The sequence below is a fragment of the Devosia sp. Root685 genome, assembly GCF_001427875.1.
Taxonomy (GTDB): domain Bacteria; phylum Pseudomonadota; class Alphaproteobacteria; order Rhizobiales; family Devosiaceae; genus Devosia.
In genome coordinates this window covers 313,473-332,579 of record NZ_LMHK01000001.1, presented here as the reverse complement: position 1 = coordinate 332,579, position 19,107 = coordinate 313,473, and the positions used below count along the sequence as shown (strand labels likewise).

The window sequence follows — 19,107 nt, the reverse complement described above, 5'->3', positions numbered from 1 at the left end:
GTTCTTGAGCGACGAACCCCATCCCGGCCAATCATGTCACCCCGGCCTTCGCAGGGGTGACAGCGGTGGGCGAAAGAACCTCATGAAAAGCTCACCCCAAAAACAAAACGGGGCACTTTCGCGCCCCGTATTCGTTTCGGCCTTCTGGCCCCTTGCGATGCCTTCTGGCGTCTATTTGAGGTAGTTGACGAGGCTCAGATTGGCGACCGTTGCCGTCGTCTGGTAGCTCGCCTCAAGGCGCGTCTTGAGCGCCAGGAGCTGCATTACCGTTTCTTCCATGCTCACCGTCTCGACTTCGCTCAGCAGCGTTTCGAGTTGACCGGCAGCGGCTGTGTTACGGGCCGCTGCGCCGCCCGTCGTGGCTCGAACCACGCCCAGTTCGAGGCCGATCTGCTCGATCGAGCCCTTGTTGGTCGCCGTGGCGCTCGAGGTCGTCGCCATCTGCCGCTCGACCATGGCGCTGAAGCGCGCCTTCGAAGTCGTGTCGTTGATGTCGTATTCCTGCGAACTCATGGCGGCCAGCGTCTTCACCAGCTCACGAAGGCCGGTTTCATTGGCGCGGACGCCGTAGCCGACCTTGGTAGAATCATCGACCTGGGCAGTTGCCGAGAGGCGTGGATTATCGCCTGTCGTACCGACTTCGCCGGTATACCACTTGACGGTCTCACGGGTGTTGGGTGCCGCAAAAACCGTCGCGGTTTCAGGATTGCCGCCCGACACATCGATACGGCGCGCCACCCCGTCGGTGGTGAAGAAGTCGTCGGCCGCGGCATAGCTCGAGGCCGCAACCAGTTCGGTCTTGCTGGTCTGGTCGAGCTTGAGTTTAAGGGCCGCTTCGAAATTCGCCGTGGTTTCCTCGGGCGTGGCACCGATGACGAACTGGCCATTGACCGGTTGCCGATCGACGGCCTGCAGCACGATAGGGGTGCTGGTGCCATCGGGCATCTTGAGGTTGATGGTCACGGACTCGCCGGCGCGCGGGTTGCCCATGAACTCAACGCTCATATTGGCCGGATTGCCGGCCACGGCGCTGACATTGATCTGGCTGCTGGTGGTCGAAGCCGAAGCAAGCTTGTAGCCGAAGATGGTCGGCGGGGACTGCTCTTCGAGACGCACGGTGGTGTCGTTGGGCGCCGCCATGGTGCCCGCGGTCAGGCGGCCCGTCTTCAAAGGTGCATCGAGCGCGCCGATACTGGTCTCGATCGCGCCCTGGAGATTCTTGAGCGATTCCTCACGATTGACGCCGATCTGGTATTCGCGCGGATTGGTCGCCAGCGGATCCGGTGTACCGGTGACAGCCTTGAACTGGAAGTCCTGGGTCACGCCATCGCCGTTCTTGACGCCGATGGTGAGCATTTCGCCATCGGCCGGTTGCTTGCCGAACGTGACCGACACGGATTCCATCCCGTCCGAATACGAGATCACCTTCACATCCGCATCCGAGGAGCTGATTATCTTGAAGTTCTCGAGATTGCCGAGCTTCTGGCCCATCAGCCCTTCGAGATTACCGGCGGTATCTTCGAGCGTGGCGCCGATGGAATATTCCGGCGGCGTGGCACTGTCGTTCGGCACCGTCGGCGGGGCGACGGCCTTGGCCGTAAAGGTCTGCGTCGTGCCATCGCGGCGGGTCATGTTGAAGGTGACGACGTCGCCATCGGCGGGCTGGGTCGAGACCTGTACGGTGGGCGCCAGCGGGTCGGCCGTCGGGCCGGACGTCTGAGTCGTGGCTGAATTGCCCGAGATCGACATGATCTTGTAGCCGAACCGTTCGAACTCGGACGACGAGACGACCAGCTTGTTCTTCCACGGGCCAAGTACGGTCGAGCGCGGCAGGCCGACATTGCCGAGGGTGTCGGCGGAGTCAGCACCAAGATCGGCCTTACGGCGTTCTTCGGCAACGCCGAGATAACCTTGGGCCGTGCCCTCGCCGTGCATGATCTGATCATAGGTGGCGACCGGCGCGCTGTCGGTCTTGTTGCCGCCCATGAGATAGCGGCCGGCGACGCTGAGGTTCAGCGTTTCGAGCAGCTGCGACAGGCGGTTCTGCGAGTCTTTCTGCAAGCTCACCATGGTGAGATTGTTCTCGCCATAGCTGGTCGGCGTCGCCGAAGTCCGGGTTTCCGACTTGAGCTTGGCGAGAGAGGTAAAGCCCTGGTCGAGGAAGTTGAGCCGGAGGTTGACCGTGTTGATATTGGCGGCAAAGGAATCGAGCTTGGTCAGCCGGTTGCGCGTCGCGAGCGACACGGAGCGGTCAAAGCCCATTTCGGCCAGGGTCTGCGCCTTTTCTCCAGACCCGAGTTGGGTCTGGAGCTTGCCGAGTTGGTTCTGCATGGTCGAGATGGCGCTATAGCCCGCCTTGACCGGATACATGGATTTATTGATCAGCATCTGAACGCGGCCCCTTACTTGAACGACTGCATGAGGGTGTCGAGCAATTCCTGCACAACCGAGGCAACGCGGGCATTGGCGGCATAGGCGTTTTGCAACTCCATCAGCCGGGCAACTTCCTCGTTGATATCGACGCCGTAGCTCTCTTCCATGCGCGAGGTGATGGCATCGAGCGTCTGGCTATTGGTCTGGCTCGCGGACAGTGCCGTCTGGATGGTACTGCCCTGATATTCCATCACCTGCGAGATCATGTCGGTAAGGGAACCGGAGAGGCGGAAACCGCCATTCTTGGCACCCACCATGGAGTTCGACCCGAACCGCATGGAGTTGAACTGCTCGGTGATGTATTCGGCGCGCTTGTTGTCGCCCGAAGCCGTGGTCGCGTTGTAATTGACCAGGAGCGTATTGTCGGCGACGACGGCGGGATTGATGACGATGCGACCGGCAAAGCCGAGACGCTGACCATTTCCGGCCAGCGAATTGGTGAAGGGCTTGCCTTCGGCATCGAGGAAGAGCGGCATACCGAGCTGGCCGCCCTGCAGGTCGGTGGCGGTCCAGCGGGTCGAGGCATTGATCGGCGTGCCGTTGCCGTTGGCGCGCACTTCCAGCGTCGAACCCGTGCCCGAGAAGGTCGGACCGACCGTCAGCGACGAGTTGAGCACGCTGGTGATGTAGGACATGTCGACGCTGCCGGCGACACCATTGCCGGCAAAGCGCACGCCGACGACCTGATTGCCGAAACTATCGGGGCTGGTCAGCGGCAGTTTTGCCGGATCATCGACGCGAACGACCTTTGCGGTGCGCTCGACGCCATCATTGCCCCGGTACTTGACGGTGAAATCGTCACCATCCTGGAGCTTGGAGAGATCCATGTCGAAGCCCGACGGCGGACCGGCGACGGCCGTGCCGGCTTCTTTCACCGACGAGAAGACCTGAGCGAGGGCCGCGGCAATGTCGTCAAGCTGGCGCTGCGCGTCCTGCAGGGTCGTATCGCGCAGTTCGATCAGGGCGCCGAGGGTGCCCGAGCGGATCGCGCCGTCCTTGATCAGGTCGATGCGGGTGCCGTTCGGCGTCTCGATGATGAGCTTGCCAACGCCATTCTTGGCGTCATCGACGTTGAACTCGGTGGTCGGGGTCAGCGAGCCGGCCTGTTCGAAAACCAGCAGCGAGGGCTTTACGTCGAGCAGCGAGGCACCGGAGCGCGTAGCGAGGCGCACGGTGCCGTCGGGATTATAGTCGACCCGAAGGTCCATCGTTTCCGACAGACCGGAGACGAGACGATCGCGCTGATCGAGCAGGCTATTGCGCGTGTTCTGGTCGACGCCATAGTCGGCCAGCACCAGGTTCACATCGCGCAGCGAGGTGAGCATGGAATTGACCTGATCGACGGTCGAGGCCATGCGGGTCTCGGCCTCGCGGCGCATCCCCTGCACTTCCTGCGACAGCCGGTTCAGCGTATTGGCCATGTCGGTGGCCTTGGTCACCACATCGGCGCGGGTCGCATAATTGTCCGGGCTCGTGCCCAATGCATCGAGCGACGTCTGCAACTTGCCGAGCATCGTGTCGAGCGAACCGGGGCTGCCCGGCTTACCGAGCGCGGTCTGCATGCGATCCATAAAGGTGGCGCGCGTCACCGAATAGGCCGTCTCCGGCACCTGCTTGGTGTAGTAATTCTGCAGGATGGAGTCGAAGGCCCGGTTCACATTGCCGGCGCGGACATAGGAATTGTCGCCGCGGCCGACTTCGACGACGTTGAGCGTCTGCTTGTGATAGCCGGGCGTGCCGGCATTCGAGATATTGCGGGAAATGACTTCCAGCGCCGTTTGGCTGGCCTTGAGGCCGGAAAGCGCATTCCCGATTGCAACCGTCAAACCCATAGCGGGTCTCCTTTGGCGCCGAACCTCTGCAAGGCACTAGTGGCCAGGCCGAAGACACGGCGAATCTGAGAAATGGCGAGTCCCGGCGCATGCGCCGGGACCATGGATAAAAAGGGAATGCTGCGGTTCTCCCCGCCCAGGCAGGGCATTAACCGGCCAGACAGCCCGAAAGGCCGGTAGGTAGATGTGCCGCATTCCAAAAGCATTTCGGGGCCTCAGCGGATCATGCTGAGAGCTTGCTTGAGCATCTCGTCGGCTGCGGTCACGATCTTGGTATTGGCCGAATAGGCCTGCTGGGTGACGATCAGCTTGGTGAACTCTTCCGAGATGTCAGTGTTGGAAGCTTCGGTGGACGAACCCACGATGCCTTCGCCCGACTGGTTGATGATCGGCTCGCCGGATTCGGTGGTGGCCGTGTAGGTGCCGCCATCGCCGCGCTTTAGGGCATTAGGATTGGAGAAGCTGGCAGTGATGATCTGCGCCACGGCACGGGTTTCGCCGTTGGTGTAGGATGCGATCACCTGGCCTTCGTCGGACACGCCAACCGAGATGAACTCGCCAGCGCCGTACCCGTCCTGCGTGAACTTGGTGGTGGAAGCCATGCCCGAATTATCGGCGAACTGGGTCATGCCCTTGAGGCCGTGATCCATGGTGAGCGAGCCGAAGCTGCGGCCATTGACCGTGAGGTTGCTGATCGCCAGACGTTCGGTGCCGCTGACAGTAACCCCGGAACCACCGGCCACACCCGAGAGCACGCCTTCGTCGAAGGTGTAGTCAGCCAACTTGGTCCAGGCATTGGTGGCGCCCGGCGCGGAGTCCGAGGCGTAGAACATGCTCCAGGTGGCAATGCCAGCCTCGTCCGAAACCTTGGCCCAGCGGATCTGCACGTTCACCGGCTCGCCGGTCTGCGAATAGACCGTGATGCCGCCGCCGGAGATGGATTCCTTGACGAAAAGTTCGGAATTGGCAGCGGAGACAGTGGAGAGCGTGCCGGTCGAGGCGGCGACGGACTGCGCGATACCAAGCGTCGTCGCGGCCGGACCGGCAATATTGACGTCGGAGCGATAATTGCCCGGGAAGTCAACGACGAGGCCGCCGGTAGGATCCCACGCGGCGGTCGCACCGCTGGCGCCTGGGCCACCATAAGCGCGCAGATCGGCCTGGATAACGTCGAGCATTTCCTTGAGCGTGCCGGTCGCATCGACCTTGACGATGCCCGAGCCGGCCGTCAGCGTGCCGGTCGCATCGAGCATATACTTGCGGGTGACACCGCCGACGGTGATTTCCAGCTGCTGGCCATGAATGCCCATCAGGTCGGCCGGCATATTGGCGGCAGTGACGTTGCCGGTGGTGACGGCGGAGGTGACCGAGCTCAAGCCCAGGAGACCCGCAGGGGTGCCAGTAAAGGACATCGGATCCGTGTTGCCCTGCGCCAACTGAACGAAAACGCGCCCGTCCTTGATGCCAACCTTGGCAGTGCCCTGACCAGCAACAGCTTGCAGCTGAGCCTGCATATCGGCAAGCATATCAGCCACAGTGCCAGTTGCGTCCACATCCGTTGCGCCACCAAGGCCAGTCGTATCGAACGTAAAGGTGGTGGGAACGCCGTTAATGTTGACGTCGAGAGTGTTGCCAAAGCCTACCAACGTCGAGGCCAACGCCGAGCCAGTCACGATATTGCCGTAGCCATAGGCCGGGATGGTGGTCGGCGCGACCGGCGTACCGGTAATCTTGGGCGCGACGGGCGAACCCTGCACGTCGCCCGAATAGCTCCAGGGCTTCAGCAGTTCGCTGCCCGGCGTCGTCGAGACATAGGTCGCCGTCTTCGGCGTCTGCGGCAGGTTGAGCTGGTAGTTGATGGTGGTCGAGCGCTTGGCCGGCAGGAAGGCGTTGTCGATCTTGACCGCCTGGGCGACCGAACCGGTCACGACGCCATTCTCCATATCAAGGCCGGTCAGGCGGTAGCCTGCGCCGTTGACGAGGTAACCATTGCGATCGATGTCGAAGTCACCGCGGCGTGTATAGAAAGTACCGCCCGAACCATCGGCCTTTTCGGTAACGAAGAAGCCATTGCCGTTGAGGGCCATGTAGGTTTCGGTTTCGGCGTTCTGGATGTCGCCGCGCAGCGTATTCATCGAGCGCGAATAGGAGGAGACCGCGCCGGCAATCTGCTGCTTGACGGGCGCGTCGGGGATCATATCGACAAAGCTGGTGTCGATCCGCTTGTAGCCAATCGTCTGCGAATTGGCGATATTGCCCGAAATGTTCTCCATCGCATGCGACTGGGCCTTGAGGCCGGACACCGCACTTTGAAGAGCGCCAAAAATACCCATTTAAAACTCCAGTTCCCCAAAAGACGAGGCAAGCGCCTGTTTGCCCTAAGCAATGCAAGGGCAATGCCAACTTGTTAACCATATGAATTAACTAGTGTTTTGGACTCTGGAGAGAGCCACCCACCCTGCCGGTCGGCAGAAAAGGGCGCGGCGTATGGAAAAAAATGCCGCCTTCGCGCCGTTGCCTCGTGGCCCTCATGGTGAGGTGCTTTGCGCCAGCAAAGCCTCGAACCACGGGGGCGTGGCGTTGCAGCATCGGGGCACGTCCTCGTGGTTCGAGGCTCCACTGCGTTGCGCACCTCACCATGAGGGATACTGTGGGGCCACGGTTCAAACCTGAAATGGACCGCAAGGCCGCGCAAATACCTGCACAACCTTGTGTAAATACGGGTATTGCTCTAAAGCCTGCCCGACTTGAGAAGCCAGAAACATGCTGTTTGAAACGCCCGACCAGTTCATCAATGCGCAGCGCCGTGCCATCACGGTTTTCGGCATGGCTGGCGTGGGCAAAACACGGCTGTCGAACCTCTTGCGAAAGAACCGCTGGTTCCACTACTCGGTCGATTATCGCATCGGCACGCGCCACATGGGCGAGTTCATCGTCGATAATTTCAAGGCCGAGGCCATGAAGGTGCCGTTCCTGGCGCAGCTCTTGCGCTCGGACTCGATCTATATCTCGTCCAACATCACCTTCGACAATCTCGACCCGCTTTCGAGCTATCTCGGCACGCCCGGCGATCCAAAGCTCGGCGGCCTGCCGCTCAGCGAATATCAGCGCCGGCAGGAACAGCATCGTGTGGCTGAGATTTCCGCCTTGCTCGATGTCCGCCACTTCATCGAGCGCGCCAAGACGCTCTATGGTTACGATGACTTCATCGCCGATACCGGCGGCTCGCTGATCGAGGTCATCGACCATGAGAACGCCGAAGACCCTGTGGTGAAGGCGCTCGCGGACAATACGCTGCTGCTCTATATTCGCGGCACCGACAAGGACACGGACGAACTGGTGCGCCGCTTCAAGCAGAGCCCCAAGCCGATGTATTACCGGCCCTCCTTCCTCGTCGAGAAATGGGCCGAGTTCAAAAAGATGAACAACATCAGCGCAGACGACGACGTTGACCCGGCACAGTTCGGCGCTTGGGGGTTTGAGGCGCTGCTGCACAATCGCCTGCCGCGCTATCAGGCGCTGGCCGACAATTTTGGCTATACGGTCGAGGCTTCGGACCTGGCCATGGTGCGCGACGGAGACGAATTCGTCGATCTGGTCGCCGCCGCCATCGAAAAGCGAATGCGTTAGCGCGTGCCCCAAGGGGACGCGCCACATGCCTGAACTCCGCTTTTCTTTGCCCTTCTAGAGGCTCACATGCCTATTCGCATTCCCGACAATCTGCCTGCCCGCAAAATCCTCGAAGACGAGGGTGTCAACGTCATGGATACCAGCCGCGCCTCGCGGCAGGATATTCGCCCGCTCGAATTCGGCCTTTTGAACCTGATGCCGAACAAGGAGCGCACCGAGACGCAGTTTTCGCGGCTGATCGGGGCCACGCCGCTCCAGATCAACCTCTCGCTCGTGCGCATCACCGAACACCAGTCCAAGCACACGTCCGAAGACTATCTGAAGACGTTCTACCACACCTGGGAAGAGGTGAAGGAACGCAAGTTCGACGGCTTTATCGTCACCGGCGCCCCCATCGCCCATATTCCGTTCGAGGATGTGCGCTACTGGAACGAGATGCTGGAAATCATGGCGTGGACGCGCACCAATGTGCACCACACCATGTTCATTTGCTGGGGCGCACAGGCCGCCCTACACCATTTCCACGGCGTAAAGCGCTATCGCATGGACGAGAAGGCCTTTGGCGTCTACCGCCATCGCATCGTCAACGCGCGCTCGCCATTCCTCCGTGGCCTGTCGGATAGCCCGATGATCCCGGTCTCGCGCTATAACGATATCGACCGCGCCAGCGTCGGGGATGATCTCGAAGTGCTTGTCGATAGCGATATCGGCCTTTGCATGCTTGGCGAAAAGGCCGGAAAGTCGGTCTATTTCCTCAATCACCTCGAATATGACAACCGCTCGCTGGCCGATGAATATGAGCGCGATGTCAAAGCCGGGCTCGACCCAGTGGCGCCCGCCAATCTTTTCCCCAACGGCGATACGTCAGCCGAACCGGAAAACCGCTGGCGCAGCCACGCCCATCTGCTGTTCCAGAACTGGATCAACGAGATCTACCAAACGACGCCCTACGATCTCAGCGAGATCGGCAGGCCATAACACTTTGCGAGGCGGTGCGTCAGCGTCGCGCCGCCTTCGCCCTTGCAAACGGCCCCCCAGTCCCTAACTTGCAGGGACGCATGGGGAAATGAGCTTTGCCGCAACCGCCCACCACGATTACTGACGAGTTGGGCATTGCCCTGTCCAACCTTGCCGACAGCGCCACGGGCGTTCTCACCCCGACCCTGCGGCTGGGCGTGACCGGCCTCAGCCGGGCTGGCAAGACCATCTTTATTACCGCGCTGATCCATAACCTCCTCACGCAGGGCCGCCTGCCCGGCTTTTCGCCGCTGGCCGAAGGCCGGTTCATCGGCGCAAAGCTGGCGGAATATCCGGACGCGACCATTCCGCGCTTTGCCTATGAGCAGCATATGGCGGCGCTGACGGGGAAAACGGCGACCTGGCCGGAAAGCACCCGGCGGATTTCGCAGCTCCGGATCGTGTTGAAATTCCAGTCGGCCAAATGGTGGGCCGGATTTTCGGGCCCGGCCACGCTCAATCTCGACATCGTCGACTATCCAGGCGAATGGCTCCTCGACCTTCCGCTGCTCGGCAAGAGTTTTGCCGAATGGAGCGCAGAAGCGCTGGAGCGCGCGCGGCAGCCGGGACATGCGGATGAGGCGGCGACTTTCCTGTCCGAACTGGACAGCACCGATGTGCTAAAAGACGCGAACGATCCCGATGCCGAACGGCTGGCCTCGGCCTTCACCACCTATCTGCGCCGCAGCCGCGAGCATGGCGCGCTGTCCACCCTGCCACCGGGCCGTTTCCTGCTGCCGGGGGACCTCGAAGGCTCGCCCGCCCTGACATTCGCGCCATTGCCGCGGCCGGAAAAACCAATCCGCGGCAATAGCCTCTATGCCATGCTGGAAAACCGCTATGAGGCCTATAAGGCGCAGGTGATCCGCCCCTTTTTCCGCGATCACTTTGCCCGGCTCGACCGGCAGGTGGTGCTGGTCGATACGCTGCGGGCGCTGAATACCGGCCCCGCCGCCGTCGCCGACCTCGAAACCGCGCTGACAGCCGTTCTCGGCTGTTTCCGCCAGGGCGAGGCCAATCCCCTGCTCCGCCCCTTCAGCCGCCGCATCGACCGCATTCTGTTCGCCGCGACCAAGGCGGATCATGTGCATCACACAAGTCATGACCGGCTCGAAGCCATTCTCAATCGCCTGGTCGGCAATGCCAGCAAGCGGGCGCGCTTTGCCGGGGCCGAAACGAAATCTCTCGCCCTCGCCGCCATTCGCGCCACCAGCGAAGGCACGATCCGCGAAGGGGGCGAGACGCTGCCGACGCTGATCGGCACGCCGCAGGCCGGCGAGGAACTGGACGGCACGGTCTATGACGGCAAAACCGAAATCGCCTTGTTTCCCGGTGACTTGCCGGAACGTCCGGATTCACTGTTCGAGAATGGCCAGCCCGTGGCGCTGAACTTCCTGCGCTTCACCCCGCCGCAAAAACTCGAGGCCAATGCGGATGGCGAAGCGGTGCTGCCGCATATTCGCTTCGACCGCGCGCTCGATTATCTCATCGGAGACTGGATGGCATGAAGCGCCCCATCGCCCGCCCCACAAGGACCGAGGACGAGACGGCGACGCCCGTCCGCATCCCCCGTGCCTTTGCGCCCACCGAGGCCGAGATCGTCGAAACTTCTTTCGAGCCTGATCCCGACCTGAACCTCGTCGGCCCGCCGCCAAAACGCATGGGCTGGATTGGCCGCATCGCTTGGACAGCGGGCAGCATTCTCGTTTCCGCCGGTCTGGCGCTGGCGGCCGATCGGCTGATCCGCGATCTCTTCGCGCGCTACGAATGGCTCGGCTGGGCAGGCCTGGGGGTGCTCGGTGCCTTCGTCGTCGCGGTGCTGGCCCTCGTGGCGCGGGAAATCTTCGCCCTTCGGCGCTTGCGCGTCCTCGACGCCCTCAAGGCCGATGCCGCGCACGCCCATCGCGACAATGACCAGAAGTTGGCCCATCATGTCGCCGAGCGCCTTGAAGGTATCTATGCCGATCGCCCCGACATGGCGCGCAGCCGCGAAGTGGTGAAAACCAACCTGCCGCATCTTTTCGATGGCAACGAAATCATTACCCTCGCCGAACGTAGCCTGATGGCCCCGCTCGATGCCCGCGCCAAGGCGCTGACGGCGGCGTCCGCCCGCCGCGTAGCGCTGGTGACGGCCGTATCGCCGCGCGCGCTGATCGATGTGGCCTTCGTGATCTATGAAAGCATCCGGCTCGCTGGCGCCATTGCGGCGCTCTACGGCGCCCGCCCGGGCTTTTTCGGCTTTTGGCGGCTCACAGGCGCGGTGCTGGCGCATCTTGCCGTCACCGGCGGCCTGGTGCTCACCGATGGCGTGGTGGAGCAACTGATCGGCCAGGGTCTCGCCGCAAAACTGTCGGCCCGGCTGGGCGAAGGCGTGGTCAACGGGTTGATGACCGTCCGCGTCGGCATTGCCGCCATGCGGGTGGTTCGCCCCCTGCCCTTCGATACGCTGCCACAACCAACCGTTCGAGATTTCATCCCCGAACTGGTGAAGGTGACGCAGGACGCCGGCAAGGCCGCGTAGAAGCGCCCGCGCCTATTCCGCGGCGACCCGCAATGCCGAGGCGATCCGCGGTTTGCGCTTCGGCATCGCCTCGGGATGCGCGGCAAAGTAGCGGCCGCGCGCTTCGAGCACCTTTGGGCGATTGTTCACGGCCCATGCCCCGAGCACATGAAGAGGCTTCTGCAGGTCGCGCCCCAGGTCCGTAAGCTCATAGCTGACATGCGGCGGGATCGAAGGCGTCACCGTCCGCGTCAGAAAACCGTCCATTTCCAGATCGCGCAGCGTGGCGGTGAGCACCTTCTGGCTGATGCCACCAATCTCGCGCTTGATCTCGGAAAACCGCATCGACCCGCCGCTCAGCACGTTGATGATAAGAACCGTCCACTTGCCGCCGATCTGGTTGAGGATTTCACCCACGGGCCGGCAGTCATTGGTGATTTCGTGGGCGATCGGTTTCATTTTGGTGCCTCAGGTATCAAAAAAGTGCGGTCTTGCGCGTGGCAGGACAGTCACTCATATAGCGTCAGTTACCAATAGATACCACGGTTTGTTCCAATGAAAAATGTCGCTGTTCTCGTCGCCAGCCTGAGCGCCAACTCGGTCAATCGCCAGTTTGCCCAGACGCTGGAAAAGCTTGCCGAGGGCAAACTGAAGTTTGATTATCTCGATCTGGCAGGCCTGCCCCACTATAACAACGACCTCTGGGCGAACCCGCCCTCCGTCGTGACCGACCTGAAGCGCCGGGTCGAGGCCGCGGATGCCGCTCTGATCGTGACCCCGGAATACAACCGCTCGTTTCCCGGCGTCTTGAAAAATGCCCTCGACTGGGCCTCGCGCCCCTATGCGCAGAGTTCATGGAAAGACATGCCGACCGCCATTGTCGGCGCCACCCCCGGCACCACCGGCACGGCTGCCGGACAGGGCCATCTTCGCTCGGTCCTGCCCATCTATGGCATGCTTGTCATGGGGCAGCCGGAAGTTTACTTCAACATGAAGCCGGGCCTGATCACCGACGATCTCGAAGTGACCGACGACACGACCCTCGCCTTTCTCAATGGCTGGGTACAAACATTCAGCGCCTTCATCGAGCGCTATGGCATCGACAAGGCAACGGCGATCGCGGCTGAATAACTGAAGTGCCGGCCCTCTGGGGCCGGCCTACGTGTCCTTGGAGGCACTGCCCGCCAGGGTCAGCTTAAGGCCATCGAGCGCATCGGAGCATAGAATCTGGCACGACAGCCGCGAGTTCGACTTCACGTCGCCCACGCTGTCGAGCATGTCCTCTTCCTCATCGCTCGGCGCGCCAACAGCGTCCAGCCATTCGGAATCGACGTAGCAATGGCAGGTGGCGCAGCTCAGCGCCCCGCCGCATTCGGCTTTGATATTCAGCCCCCAGTCGCGAATGACTTCCATCACACGCCAGCCTTCGAGCCCTTCGAGCTCGTGCACTTCGCCTGCCTGGTCGGTAACGGTGATCTTCATGGGCGCTCCTCAACAGCGGGGCGTGCTTAGCCTTCTATGAGGCGGCAAGGCAAGTAGGACATTCGTTCTTGCCACGGCGTCATTCCCGCGAAAGCGGGAATCTCAACAAGGGCCCAGTGAGATCCCCGCTTTCGCGGGGATGACGCGGTGGTTGGACAACGCGGCGCGTTGGGGCAAATGGCCCCTTACGCCACACCCAGCTTCTTCTGCAGCTTGGTCGAACTCGTCGTGTACTGGAACACCACGCGTTCACCCGGCGAGATGATCGCCTTGGCGGCCTGGGCCATCAGTGCGGCCTCATGGAAGCCCGAGAGGATCAGCTTGAGTTTGCCGGGGTAGTAATTGATGTCGCCGATGGCAAAAATGCCGGGCACCGAGGTCTGGAATTTCTCGGTATCGACGACGATGGTGTTGTCGTTGAGTTCAAGGCCCCAATCGGCGACCGGACCGAGCTTCATGGTGAGACCGAAGAACGGCAGCAAGCGCGTGGCGGGGATCGAGAGATCGCCGGCATCGGTCGTCAGGTGCACATGGTTGATCTGTCCGTTTTCGCCATCGAGCTTGGCGATCTGGCCGAGCTGGAAGTTGACCTTACCGTCGGCAACCAGTTCTTTCATCTTGTTGACCGAAGCCGGCGCCGCCTTGAAAGCGTCGCGACGGTGCACCAGCGTCAGCGTGCGCACGATCGGCTGCAGGTTCAGCGTCCAATCGAGCGCCGAGTCACCGCCGCCGACGATGACGACGTCCTGCCCGCGGAAATCTTCGATCCGGCGCACGGCATAGAAGACCGATTTGTTTTCGAACTGCTCGATCTCGGGCACCGGCGGGCGCTTGGGCTGGAACGAGCCGCCACCGGCCGCAATCACCACGACCTTGGTGTAGAAGGTCTCGTCGGCATCGGTCTGCAGCTTGAACGAGCCGTCTTCCAGCTTCTCGATCGAATTGACCATGCGCGAGAAATGAAACTCCGGCGCAAATGGAGCGATCTGCGCCATCAGATTGTCCGTCAACTGCTGGCCGGTGACCATTGGAAAGCCGGGAATGTCATAGATCGGCTTTTCCGGATAAAGCTCGGCGCACTGGCCGCCCTGCCGGTCCAGAATGTCGATGAAATGGCATTTGATATCGAGGAGCCCGAGTTCGAAAGCCGCGAACAGACCGCAGGGGCCCGCGCCGATGACGACAACGTCGGTGGTGATCTCAGTGCTCATTTTTTCAAAGTCCGTTCGACACCGGAGCCGCTGCGGCTCCGGAAAAATTGGTCCCATCGGGGCCCCATTGCCCCGCTCGATGAATGGGAACTGCCGCTGTCACCAGCGCCCCCGGCTTTGCCTCAGAAAAGGCGACTAACGCGCTCCACTTATCCTAGGAGACGCGGCGAAGGAAGGGGCGCGTACCAAGCGGTACTTCGGTGACGCCCACAGGCTGGTAGAACAGGGCCATTTCCGGCAGGCGGTTTTCGATCAGCGCCTGGCGGCTCGGCTCGTGGGTGACAACGAGTGCGTTGAACCCGCAGCGGCGCATATGCGGAATCTGATCCTGCAGAACGTCGCCTACAGCCCTGATTTCACCGGCATATTTGAAGCGCTCAACCAAAAGACGAGCCGTCGAATAGCCACGACCATCCGAGAAGGCTGGGAACTTGATGGCAATCGAGGCGAACCGCGATAGGTCCTCGACCACATCCTCGATCTTCTCGCCCGGCGAGATCATCAGCCCAAGCGGATGCTGGCTGGCGAGATAATCGGCGCGATTGGCCAAAAATTCCCGCAGCGGCACATGGGTATAGCGGGCCTCGGATGGCGCGGTGCCTTCCACCCATTCCTTGAACGGGTCGGCGATAAAGGCGCCGTCTTTCCAGAGCGTATGGCGGGCAGCAGCAGTCATCGGATTAGCGATCGCTCCACTAAAGTCATAATGGATGCCGCATTCCTTTTTATTGAGGCCGCGCCACCGTCCGGCGCGCGGATCCTCGCCCTCGGCAACGATCGAGGTGCAGGGCGCGCAGCCAATGGACTTGTAGCCTTTGGCATAGAGCGGATGCTCGGGCAAGCTGTGCTTCTGGCGATATTCGACGACATCGGCGTCGGAGAAATAGGCCAGCGGATTGACCTTGATGCGATCATCGCTCGTCAGCTCGAAATGCGGCAGCACACCACGCTCCGAGGTCTGGTAGCGCTTTCGCCCGGTCACCCAGCCACCATATTGTTCGGTCACCGGCTCCAGCGGCTCGGTCTTGCGAATGTGGCAGCAGGAATCGGGATCCGTCTCCCACAGATCGCCATTGGGGTCGAAGCGCTTCACGTCATCCGAACTGGGGTGGATGGCGTGGACATTGATCAGGCCCAGCTGCTTTTTCAGCGTCTCGACGTAATCGAGCGTTTCCGCAAAATGCTTGCCGGTTTCGAGGAAATAGACCGGCATCGACGGATCGACCTGCGCCACCATGTGCAGCAGCACCGCCGAGTCGGCCCCGAAGGACGAGACAATAGCAAGATCGCCCGGCAATACGTCGCTGACGGCGTAACGGAGCACGCTCAGCGCGTCCATTTCGTCGAACATGCCGTTGAGCGCGAGGATGCCCAGCGCCTTCAGCTTGTCATGTGCCGCCTGAGCGGGGGCGAGTTTAGGCAGTCCCATAGAGGGCCTCCTTGAAGGGCGCTTCCCCAAGACGCCGATAGGCTTGAATGAACGTCTCGTCGGTGCCCTGACGCTGGGCGATGTAGAAATCGACCAGCTTCTCGATGGCGTCAGGCACGTTCTCGGCCTCAAAGCCCGGCCCGATGATTTTGCCGACCGAAGCGTGCTCCGTCGCGTCGCCGCCCAGCGTGATCTGATAGAGCTCGCCGCCCTTCTTCTCGACGCCCAGAATGCCGATATGGCCGACATGGTGGTGCCCGCAGGCATTGATGCAGCCGGAAATCTTGATCTTCAGCTCGCCGATTTCCTGCTGACGGGCCGGCTCGGCGAACTTCCTGGAGATTTCCTGCGCGATCGGGATCGAGCGGGCATTGGCCAGAGCGCAGAAATCGAGGCCCGGGCAGCAGATCATGTCGGCAATGGTATTGGTATTGCCATCGGCAAGCTGCGCCGCGACCAGCGCATCATAGACCGTCCGCAGATCGGCCAGCGCAACATGGGGCAGAACCAGGTTCTGCTCATGGGTCACGCGCAGCTCGTCATGGGAGTACGTTTCCGCAAGGTCGGCCACGACCTCCATCTGCGTATCCGTCGCATCGCCCGGCGCGCCCCCCACCGGCTTCAGAGACACGGTCACCGAAGCATAGCCCGGCTGGCTATGGGCATTGATATTGTTGTCGAGCCAGCGGCCATAAGCGGGATCGATGATGGATTCGTAGGCCACATCGAGCTTGGTCAGGCTCTGCTGCGCAAAATCAGGCGGCGCAAAGTACGCGCTGATGCGATCGACCTCTTCGCTCGGAAGCGTCAGCACGCCGCCGCGCACTTCGGCAAATTCTGCTTCGACCTGGCCCTTGATGGTCTCAAGGCCCTCTTCGTGCACCAGGATCTTGATGCGCGCCTTGTACTTGTTGTCCCGGCGGCCATAGCGGTTGTAAACGCGCATGATGCTTTCGAGATAGGCCAGCAGATGCTCGTTGGGCACAAAGCTGTTGATCAGTTTGGCGATCATCGGCGTGCGACCAAGGCCGCCGCCAACCCAGACCTCCCAGCCAATCTCGCCTGCGCCATTCACAGCGGCCTGCAAGCCAATATCGTGGAAACGGATGGCCGCGCGATCCTGCGGCGCGCCGGTAATGGCGATCTTGAATTTGCGCGGCAGATACGAAAATTCGGGGTGCAAGCTCGACCACTGGCGCAGGATTTCGGCGACCGGACGCGGATCGATGATCTCGTCGGCGGCCGCGCCGGCAAACTGGTCGGTCGTGACATTGCGGATGCAATTGCCCGAAGTCTGGATCGCGTGCATTTCCACGGATGCCAGCTCGTCGAGGATAACCGGAATATCCTTCAGCTTGGGCCAGTTGTACTGAATATTCTGCCGCGTGGTGAAATGGCCATAGCCGCGGTCATAGACCCGCGCGATGTGCGCCAGCTTGCGCATTTGCCTGGACGACAGCGTGCCATAGGGCACGGCGACGCGCAGCATATAGGCGTGCAGCTGCAGATAGAGCCCGTTCATCAGCCGCAGCGGACGGAACTGGTCTTCGCTCAGTTCGCCCGAAAGGCGGCGCTTCACCTGATCGGCGAATTGTGCAGTGCGACCCGCGACGAACGCGGCGTCAAATTCGTCATATCGATACATGACCGTCCTCACCCAGGTGTTGGCGGTCGTAAGCCTGCCCGTTAAGCGTCAAAGGCGCGGTGGGGCCCGCCGCCCTGATCCGTTCGCGAAGCCGCTTGGGCACGATCTGCCCGTCGACTTCGTCGACTTCTTCGATTTCAAGGCTGATGACCCGGCCGTTTGCCTTGGTCGCGGCCAGCGCAGCATCGCGCTCGGCAACGTCTTCCTTGGCAAACAGGCGCGCCGCCTGTAGCGGCTCGACCCACTCGCCCGTGGCCGACAGATAGACCGCCGCCCCCGAAGTCAGCTCGTTGCCGGTGAGAATTTCCTTGCTCATGCTACTTTAAAACTTTCCGCATTTCTGGCGACGGCCTCAACCCAATCGCCATGCGCCACGGCCCGGCCGATCAGGATGACGGCCGGGCCATCATCGAACTCGACCGCGCCACGCGCGAGATCACCCAAATTACCCGCATAGGACCGGCTCTCGGCCCGTCCCGCATTGACCACTATGCCAACCGGCAGATCGGCCGCAGCGCCCAGCGCCACGAGCCGTCCCGCTGTTTCGGCAGCAATCGATTTGCCCATATAGAGCGCCAGCGTCAGGCCGGTTCCGGCCAGAGCAGCCCAGTGGGCCAGTTCGCCGTCATCAGCGCCATGCGCGGTCGCGACCACGAGCCCGCTCGACACCTTTCGAAGCGTCACAGGCGTCGCCGTATCCGCGGCAGCGGCCAGTGCGGCGCTGACGCCCGGCACTATCTGATAGTCGATCCCGGCCTTGCGCAGCGCCTCGATTTCCTCGCCGGCACGCCCGAAGATCATCGGATCGCCTGACTTGAGCCGCGCTACCTTCTTGCCCTCGGCCGCCAGCCGCACGATCAGCGTATTGATCTGCGCCTGCGAAAACGAGTGATGTCCCTTGGCCTTGCCAACGCAAATCTGCTCGGCATCGCGGCGGCCCATTTCGACGACTTCGGCCGGGACAAGCTGGTCATGAACGATCACATCGGCTTGCTGCAGCAGCCGTTGTGCCCGCAGGGTAAGAAGATCAGCCGAGCCCGGCCCTGCGCCGATCAACCAGACTACACCCTCTGCCGCACCGTTCTGCGCATGCGCAGCCAGCAGCTTCTCCGCCTCGGCTTCGCCACGACCTTCTTCAAGCGCGCGCTCAACCGAAGCTGAGGTCACCAGTTCCTCATAATAGCGCCGACGCGCGGCACCATCATGAATCAGACTCTCTACCCTGTGGCGCAAACTGCCAGCTAGCCCGGCAATCTTGCCCAGACCAGGCGCCAGCAGCGCCTCGATCTGCGCGCGCACCAACCGCGCCAGAACAGGCGCATCGCCCTCAGTCGAAATCGCCACACTCAGCGGCGCGCGATCGATGATGGACGGCGTGTAGAAATCGCACTCGGCGGGCACGTCGACGACATTGAGCGGAATGTTCAGCCGACGGGCCTCTGCCATGGCCAAAGCGCCGTCCGGCCCTTCGTCAGCGACAAAAACGATCGCCGCGCCATCCACATCGCCAACGGCCAGCGGGCGCTCGAAAACGGTCACGTCAAAGCCGGAAAAATCCGTCTCAACCTGTCGCGCGTAAATCTCTATTGAAGCAGTCGTCTTTGCGACCAACCGGACTTTGTTCAGGGCCTCGTCGGTGCCGCCGACGATGATGATGCGTTTGCCCTTGACCTTGAAACTCAACGGAAATGTGTTGAGACGAGTCATAACAGTCCTATTCCAACGATGAGGCAAAATATTCCAATGCTGGGGATTGGAGCAAGGCGTTGAAATTCAATCGCTTTTATATTTCCCTGGCGGCGATTACCTTAGAATGACACCAGATTGGCAAAGCAAAGACGGGCAAAAAAATCCAGGCGCCCGCCATTCGACGCAAAGTTGCATCGGAAACCGGCCCAACCCGCCGGAATTTACCGTCCGAAGTTTGA

Annotated in this window: 15 protein-coding genes; 5 read left to right on the top strand and 10 right to left on the bottom strand. The window is 61.6% G+C overall.

The features are described 5' to 3' along the window. Nucleotides 1–171: 171 nt before the first annotated feature. The 3 genes from ASD83_RS01530 to ASD83_RS01520 all read right to left on the bottom strand — a co-directional run bounded on the left by ASD83_RS01530 (nucleotide 172) and on the right by ASD83_RS01520 (nucleotide 6,598). Nucleotides 172–2,388, bottom strand: coding sequence for a hypothetical protein (locus ASD83_RS01530; RefSeq protein WP_056307281.1), 2,217 nt, complete (start codon nucleotides 2,386–2,388; stop codon nucleotides 172–174). 14 nt (nucleotides 2,389–2,402) lie between these two features. Continuing rightward, complete coding sequence (gene flgK, locus ASD83_RS01525) at nucleotides 2,403–4,265, bottom strand: flagellar hook-associated protein FlgK (RefSeq protein ID WP_056307279.1); 1,863 nt, start codon at nucleotides 4,263–4,265, stop codon at nucleotides 2,403–2,405. A 215-nt stretch (nucleotides 4,266–4,480) separates the two neighbouring features. Further along, nucleotides 4,481–6,598 carry a flagellar hook-basal body complex protein gene (locus tag ASD83_RS01520; protein ID WP_056307277.1) on the bottom strand — a complete coding sequence of 706 codons (2,118 nt, stop codon included), beginning with the start codon at nucleotides 6,596–6,598 and terminating at the stop codon, nucleotides 4,481–4,483. A gap of 430 nt (nucleotides 6,599–7,028) precedes the next feature. On the opposite strand from ASD83_RS01520, the gene ASD83_RS01515 reads away from it, so the two are divergent. From ASD83_RS01515 to ASD83_RS01500, 4 genes are all read left to right on the top strand, one after another. Continuing rightward, nucleotides 7,029–7,895, top strand: coding sequence for a hypothetical protein (locus tag ASD83_RS01515; protein ID WP_056307275.1), 867 nt, complete (start codon nucleotides 7,029–7,031; stop codon nucleotides 7,893–7,895). A gap of 66 nt (nucleotides 7,896–7,961) precedes the next feature. Next, nucleotides 7,962–8,873, top strand: coding sequence for a homoserine O-succinyltransferase (locus ASD83_RS01510; protein WP_056307273.1), 912 nt, complete (start codon nucleotides 7,962–7,964; stop codon nucleotides 8,871–8,873). A 95-nt stretch (nucleotides 8,874–8,968) separates the two neighbouring features. Then, nucleotides 8,969–10,420 carry a YcjX family protein gene (locus tag ASD83_RS01505; RefSeq protein ID WP_056307271.1) on the top strand — a complete coding sequence of 484 codons (1,452 nt, stop codon included), beginning with the start codon at nucleotides 8,969–8,971 and terminating at the stop codon, nucleotides 10,418–10,420. Beyond that, entirely contained in the window at nucleotides 10,417–11,433 is a 1,017-nt protein-coding gene (locus ASD83_RS01500; protein WP_056307269.1) for a YcjF family protein, read from the top strand. Before ASD83_RS01505 ends, ASD83_RS01500 begins: the two co-directional genes overlap by 4 nt. Nucleotides 11,434–11,445: 12 nt before the next feature. Here the strand turns inward: ASD83_RS01500 and ASD83_RS01495 are convergent, their stop codons facing one another. Continuing rightward, nucleotides 11,446–11,871 carry a winged helix-turn-helix transcriptional regulator gene (locus tag ASD83_RS01495; RefSeq protein ID WP_056307267.1) on the bottom strand — a complete coding sequence of 142 codons (426 nt, stop codon included), beginning with the start codon at nucleotides 11,869–11,871 and terminating at the stop codon, nucleotides 11,446–11,448. 96 nt (nucleotides 11,872–11,967) lie between these two features. Between ASD83_RS01495 and ASD83_RS01490 the strand changes: the two genes are divergently transcribed. Continuing rightward, on the top strand, nucleotides 11,968–12,543 hold the full coding sequence (locus ASD83_RS01490; protein ID WP_056307265.1) for an NADPH-dependent FMN reductase: 576 nt from the start codon (nucleotides 11,968–11,970) through the stop codon (nucleotides 12,541–12,543). Nucleotides 12,544–12,570: 27 nt separating this feature from the next. Here ASD83_RS01490 and ASD83_RS01485 read toward each other — a convergent pair whose 3' ends face one another. The 6 genes from ASD83_RS01485 to cysG all read right to left on the bottom strand — a co-directional run bounded on the left by ASD83_RS01485 (nucleotide 12,571) and on the right by cysG (nucleotide 18,886). Then, a complete protein-coding gene (locus ASD83_RS01485; RefSeq protein WP_056307263.1) occupies nucleotides 12,571–12,894 on the bottom strand; it encodes a 2Fe-2S iron-sulfur cluster-binding protein in 324 nt (107 codons plus the stop codon). Nucleotides 12,895–13,079: 185 nt separating this feature from the next. Beyond that, complete coding sequence (locus ASD83_RS01480; protein WP_056307261.1) at nucleotides 13,080–14,105, bottom strand: NAD(P)/FAD-dependent oxidoreductase; 1,026 nt, start codon at nucleotides 14,103–14,105, stop codon at nucleotides 13,080–13,082. Between the two features lie 154 nt (nucleotides 14,106–14,259). After that, nucleotides 14,260–15,534, bottom strand: a complete 1,275-nt coding sequence (locus tag ASD83_RS20555; RefSeq protein WP_082560894.1) for a phosphoadenylyl-sulfate reductase — start codon at nucleotides 15,532–15,534, stop codon at nucleotides 14,260–14,262. Then, the gene (locus ASD83_RS01470) at nucleotides 15,521–17,179 is read right to left on the bottom strand and encodes a nitrite/sulfite reductase (protein ID WP_056307260.1); all 1,659 of its coding nucleotides are present in this window, start codon (nucleotides 17,177–17,179) and stop codon (nucleotides 15,521–15,523) included. Before ASD83_RS01470 ends, ASD83_RS20555 begins: the two co-directional genes overlap by 14 nt. Next, on the bottom strand, nucleotides 17,166–17,495 hold the full coding sequence (locus ASD83_RS01465) for a DUF2849 domain-containing protein (RefSeq protein WP_056307258.1): 330 nt from the start codon (nucleotides 17,493–17,495) through the stop codon (nucleotides 17,166–17,168). Before ASD83_RS01465 ends, ASD83_RS01470 begins: the two co-directional genes overlap by 14 nt. Then, nucleotides 17,492–18,886 carry a siroheme synthase CysG gene (gene cysG, locus ASD83_RS01460; RefSeq protein ID WP_056307256.1) on the bottom strand — a complete coding sequence of 465 codons (1,395 nt, stop codon included), beginning with the start codon at nucleotides 18,884–18,886 and terminating at the stop codon, nucleotides 17,492–17,494. Before cysG ends, ASD83_RS01465 begins: the two co-directional genes overlap by 4 nt. Nucleotides 18,887–19,107 lie beyond the last annotated feature (221 nt).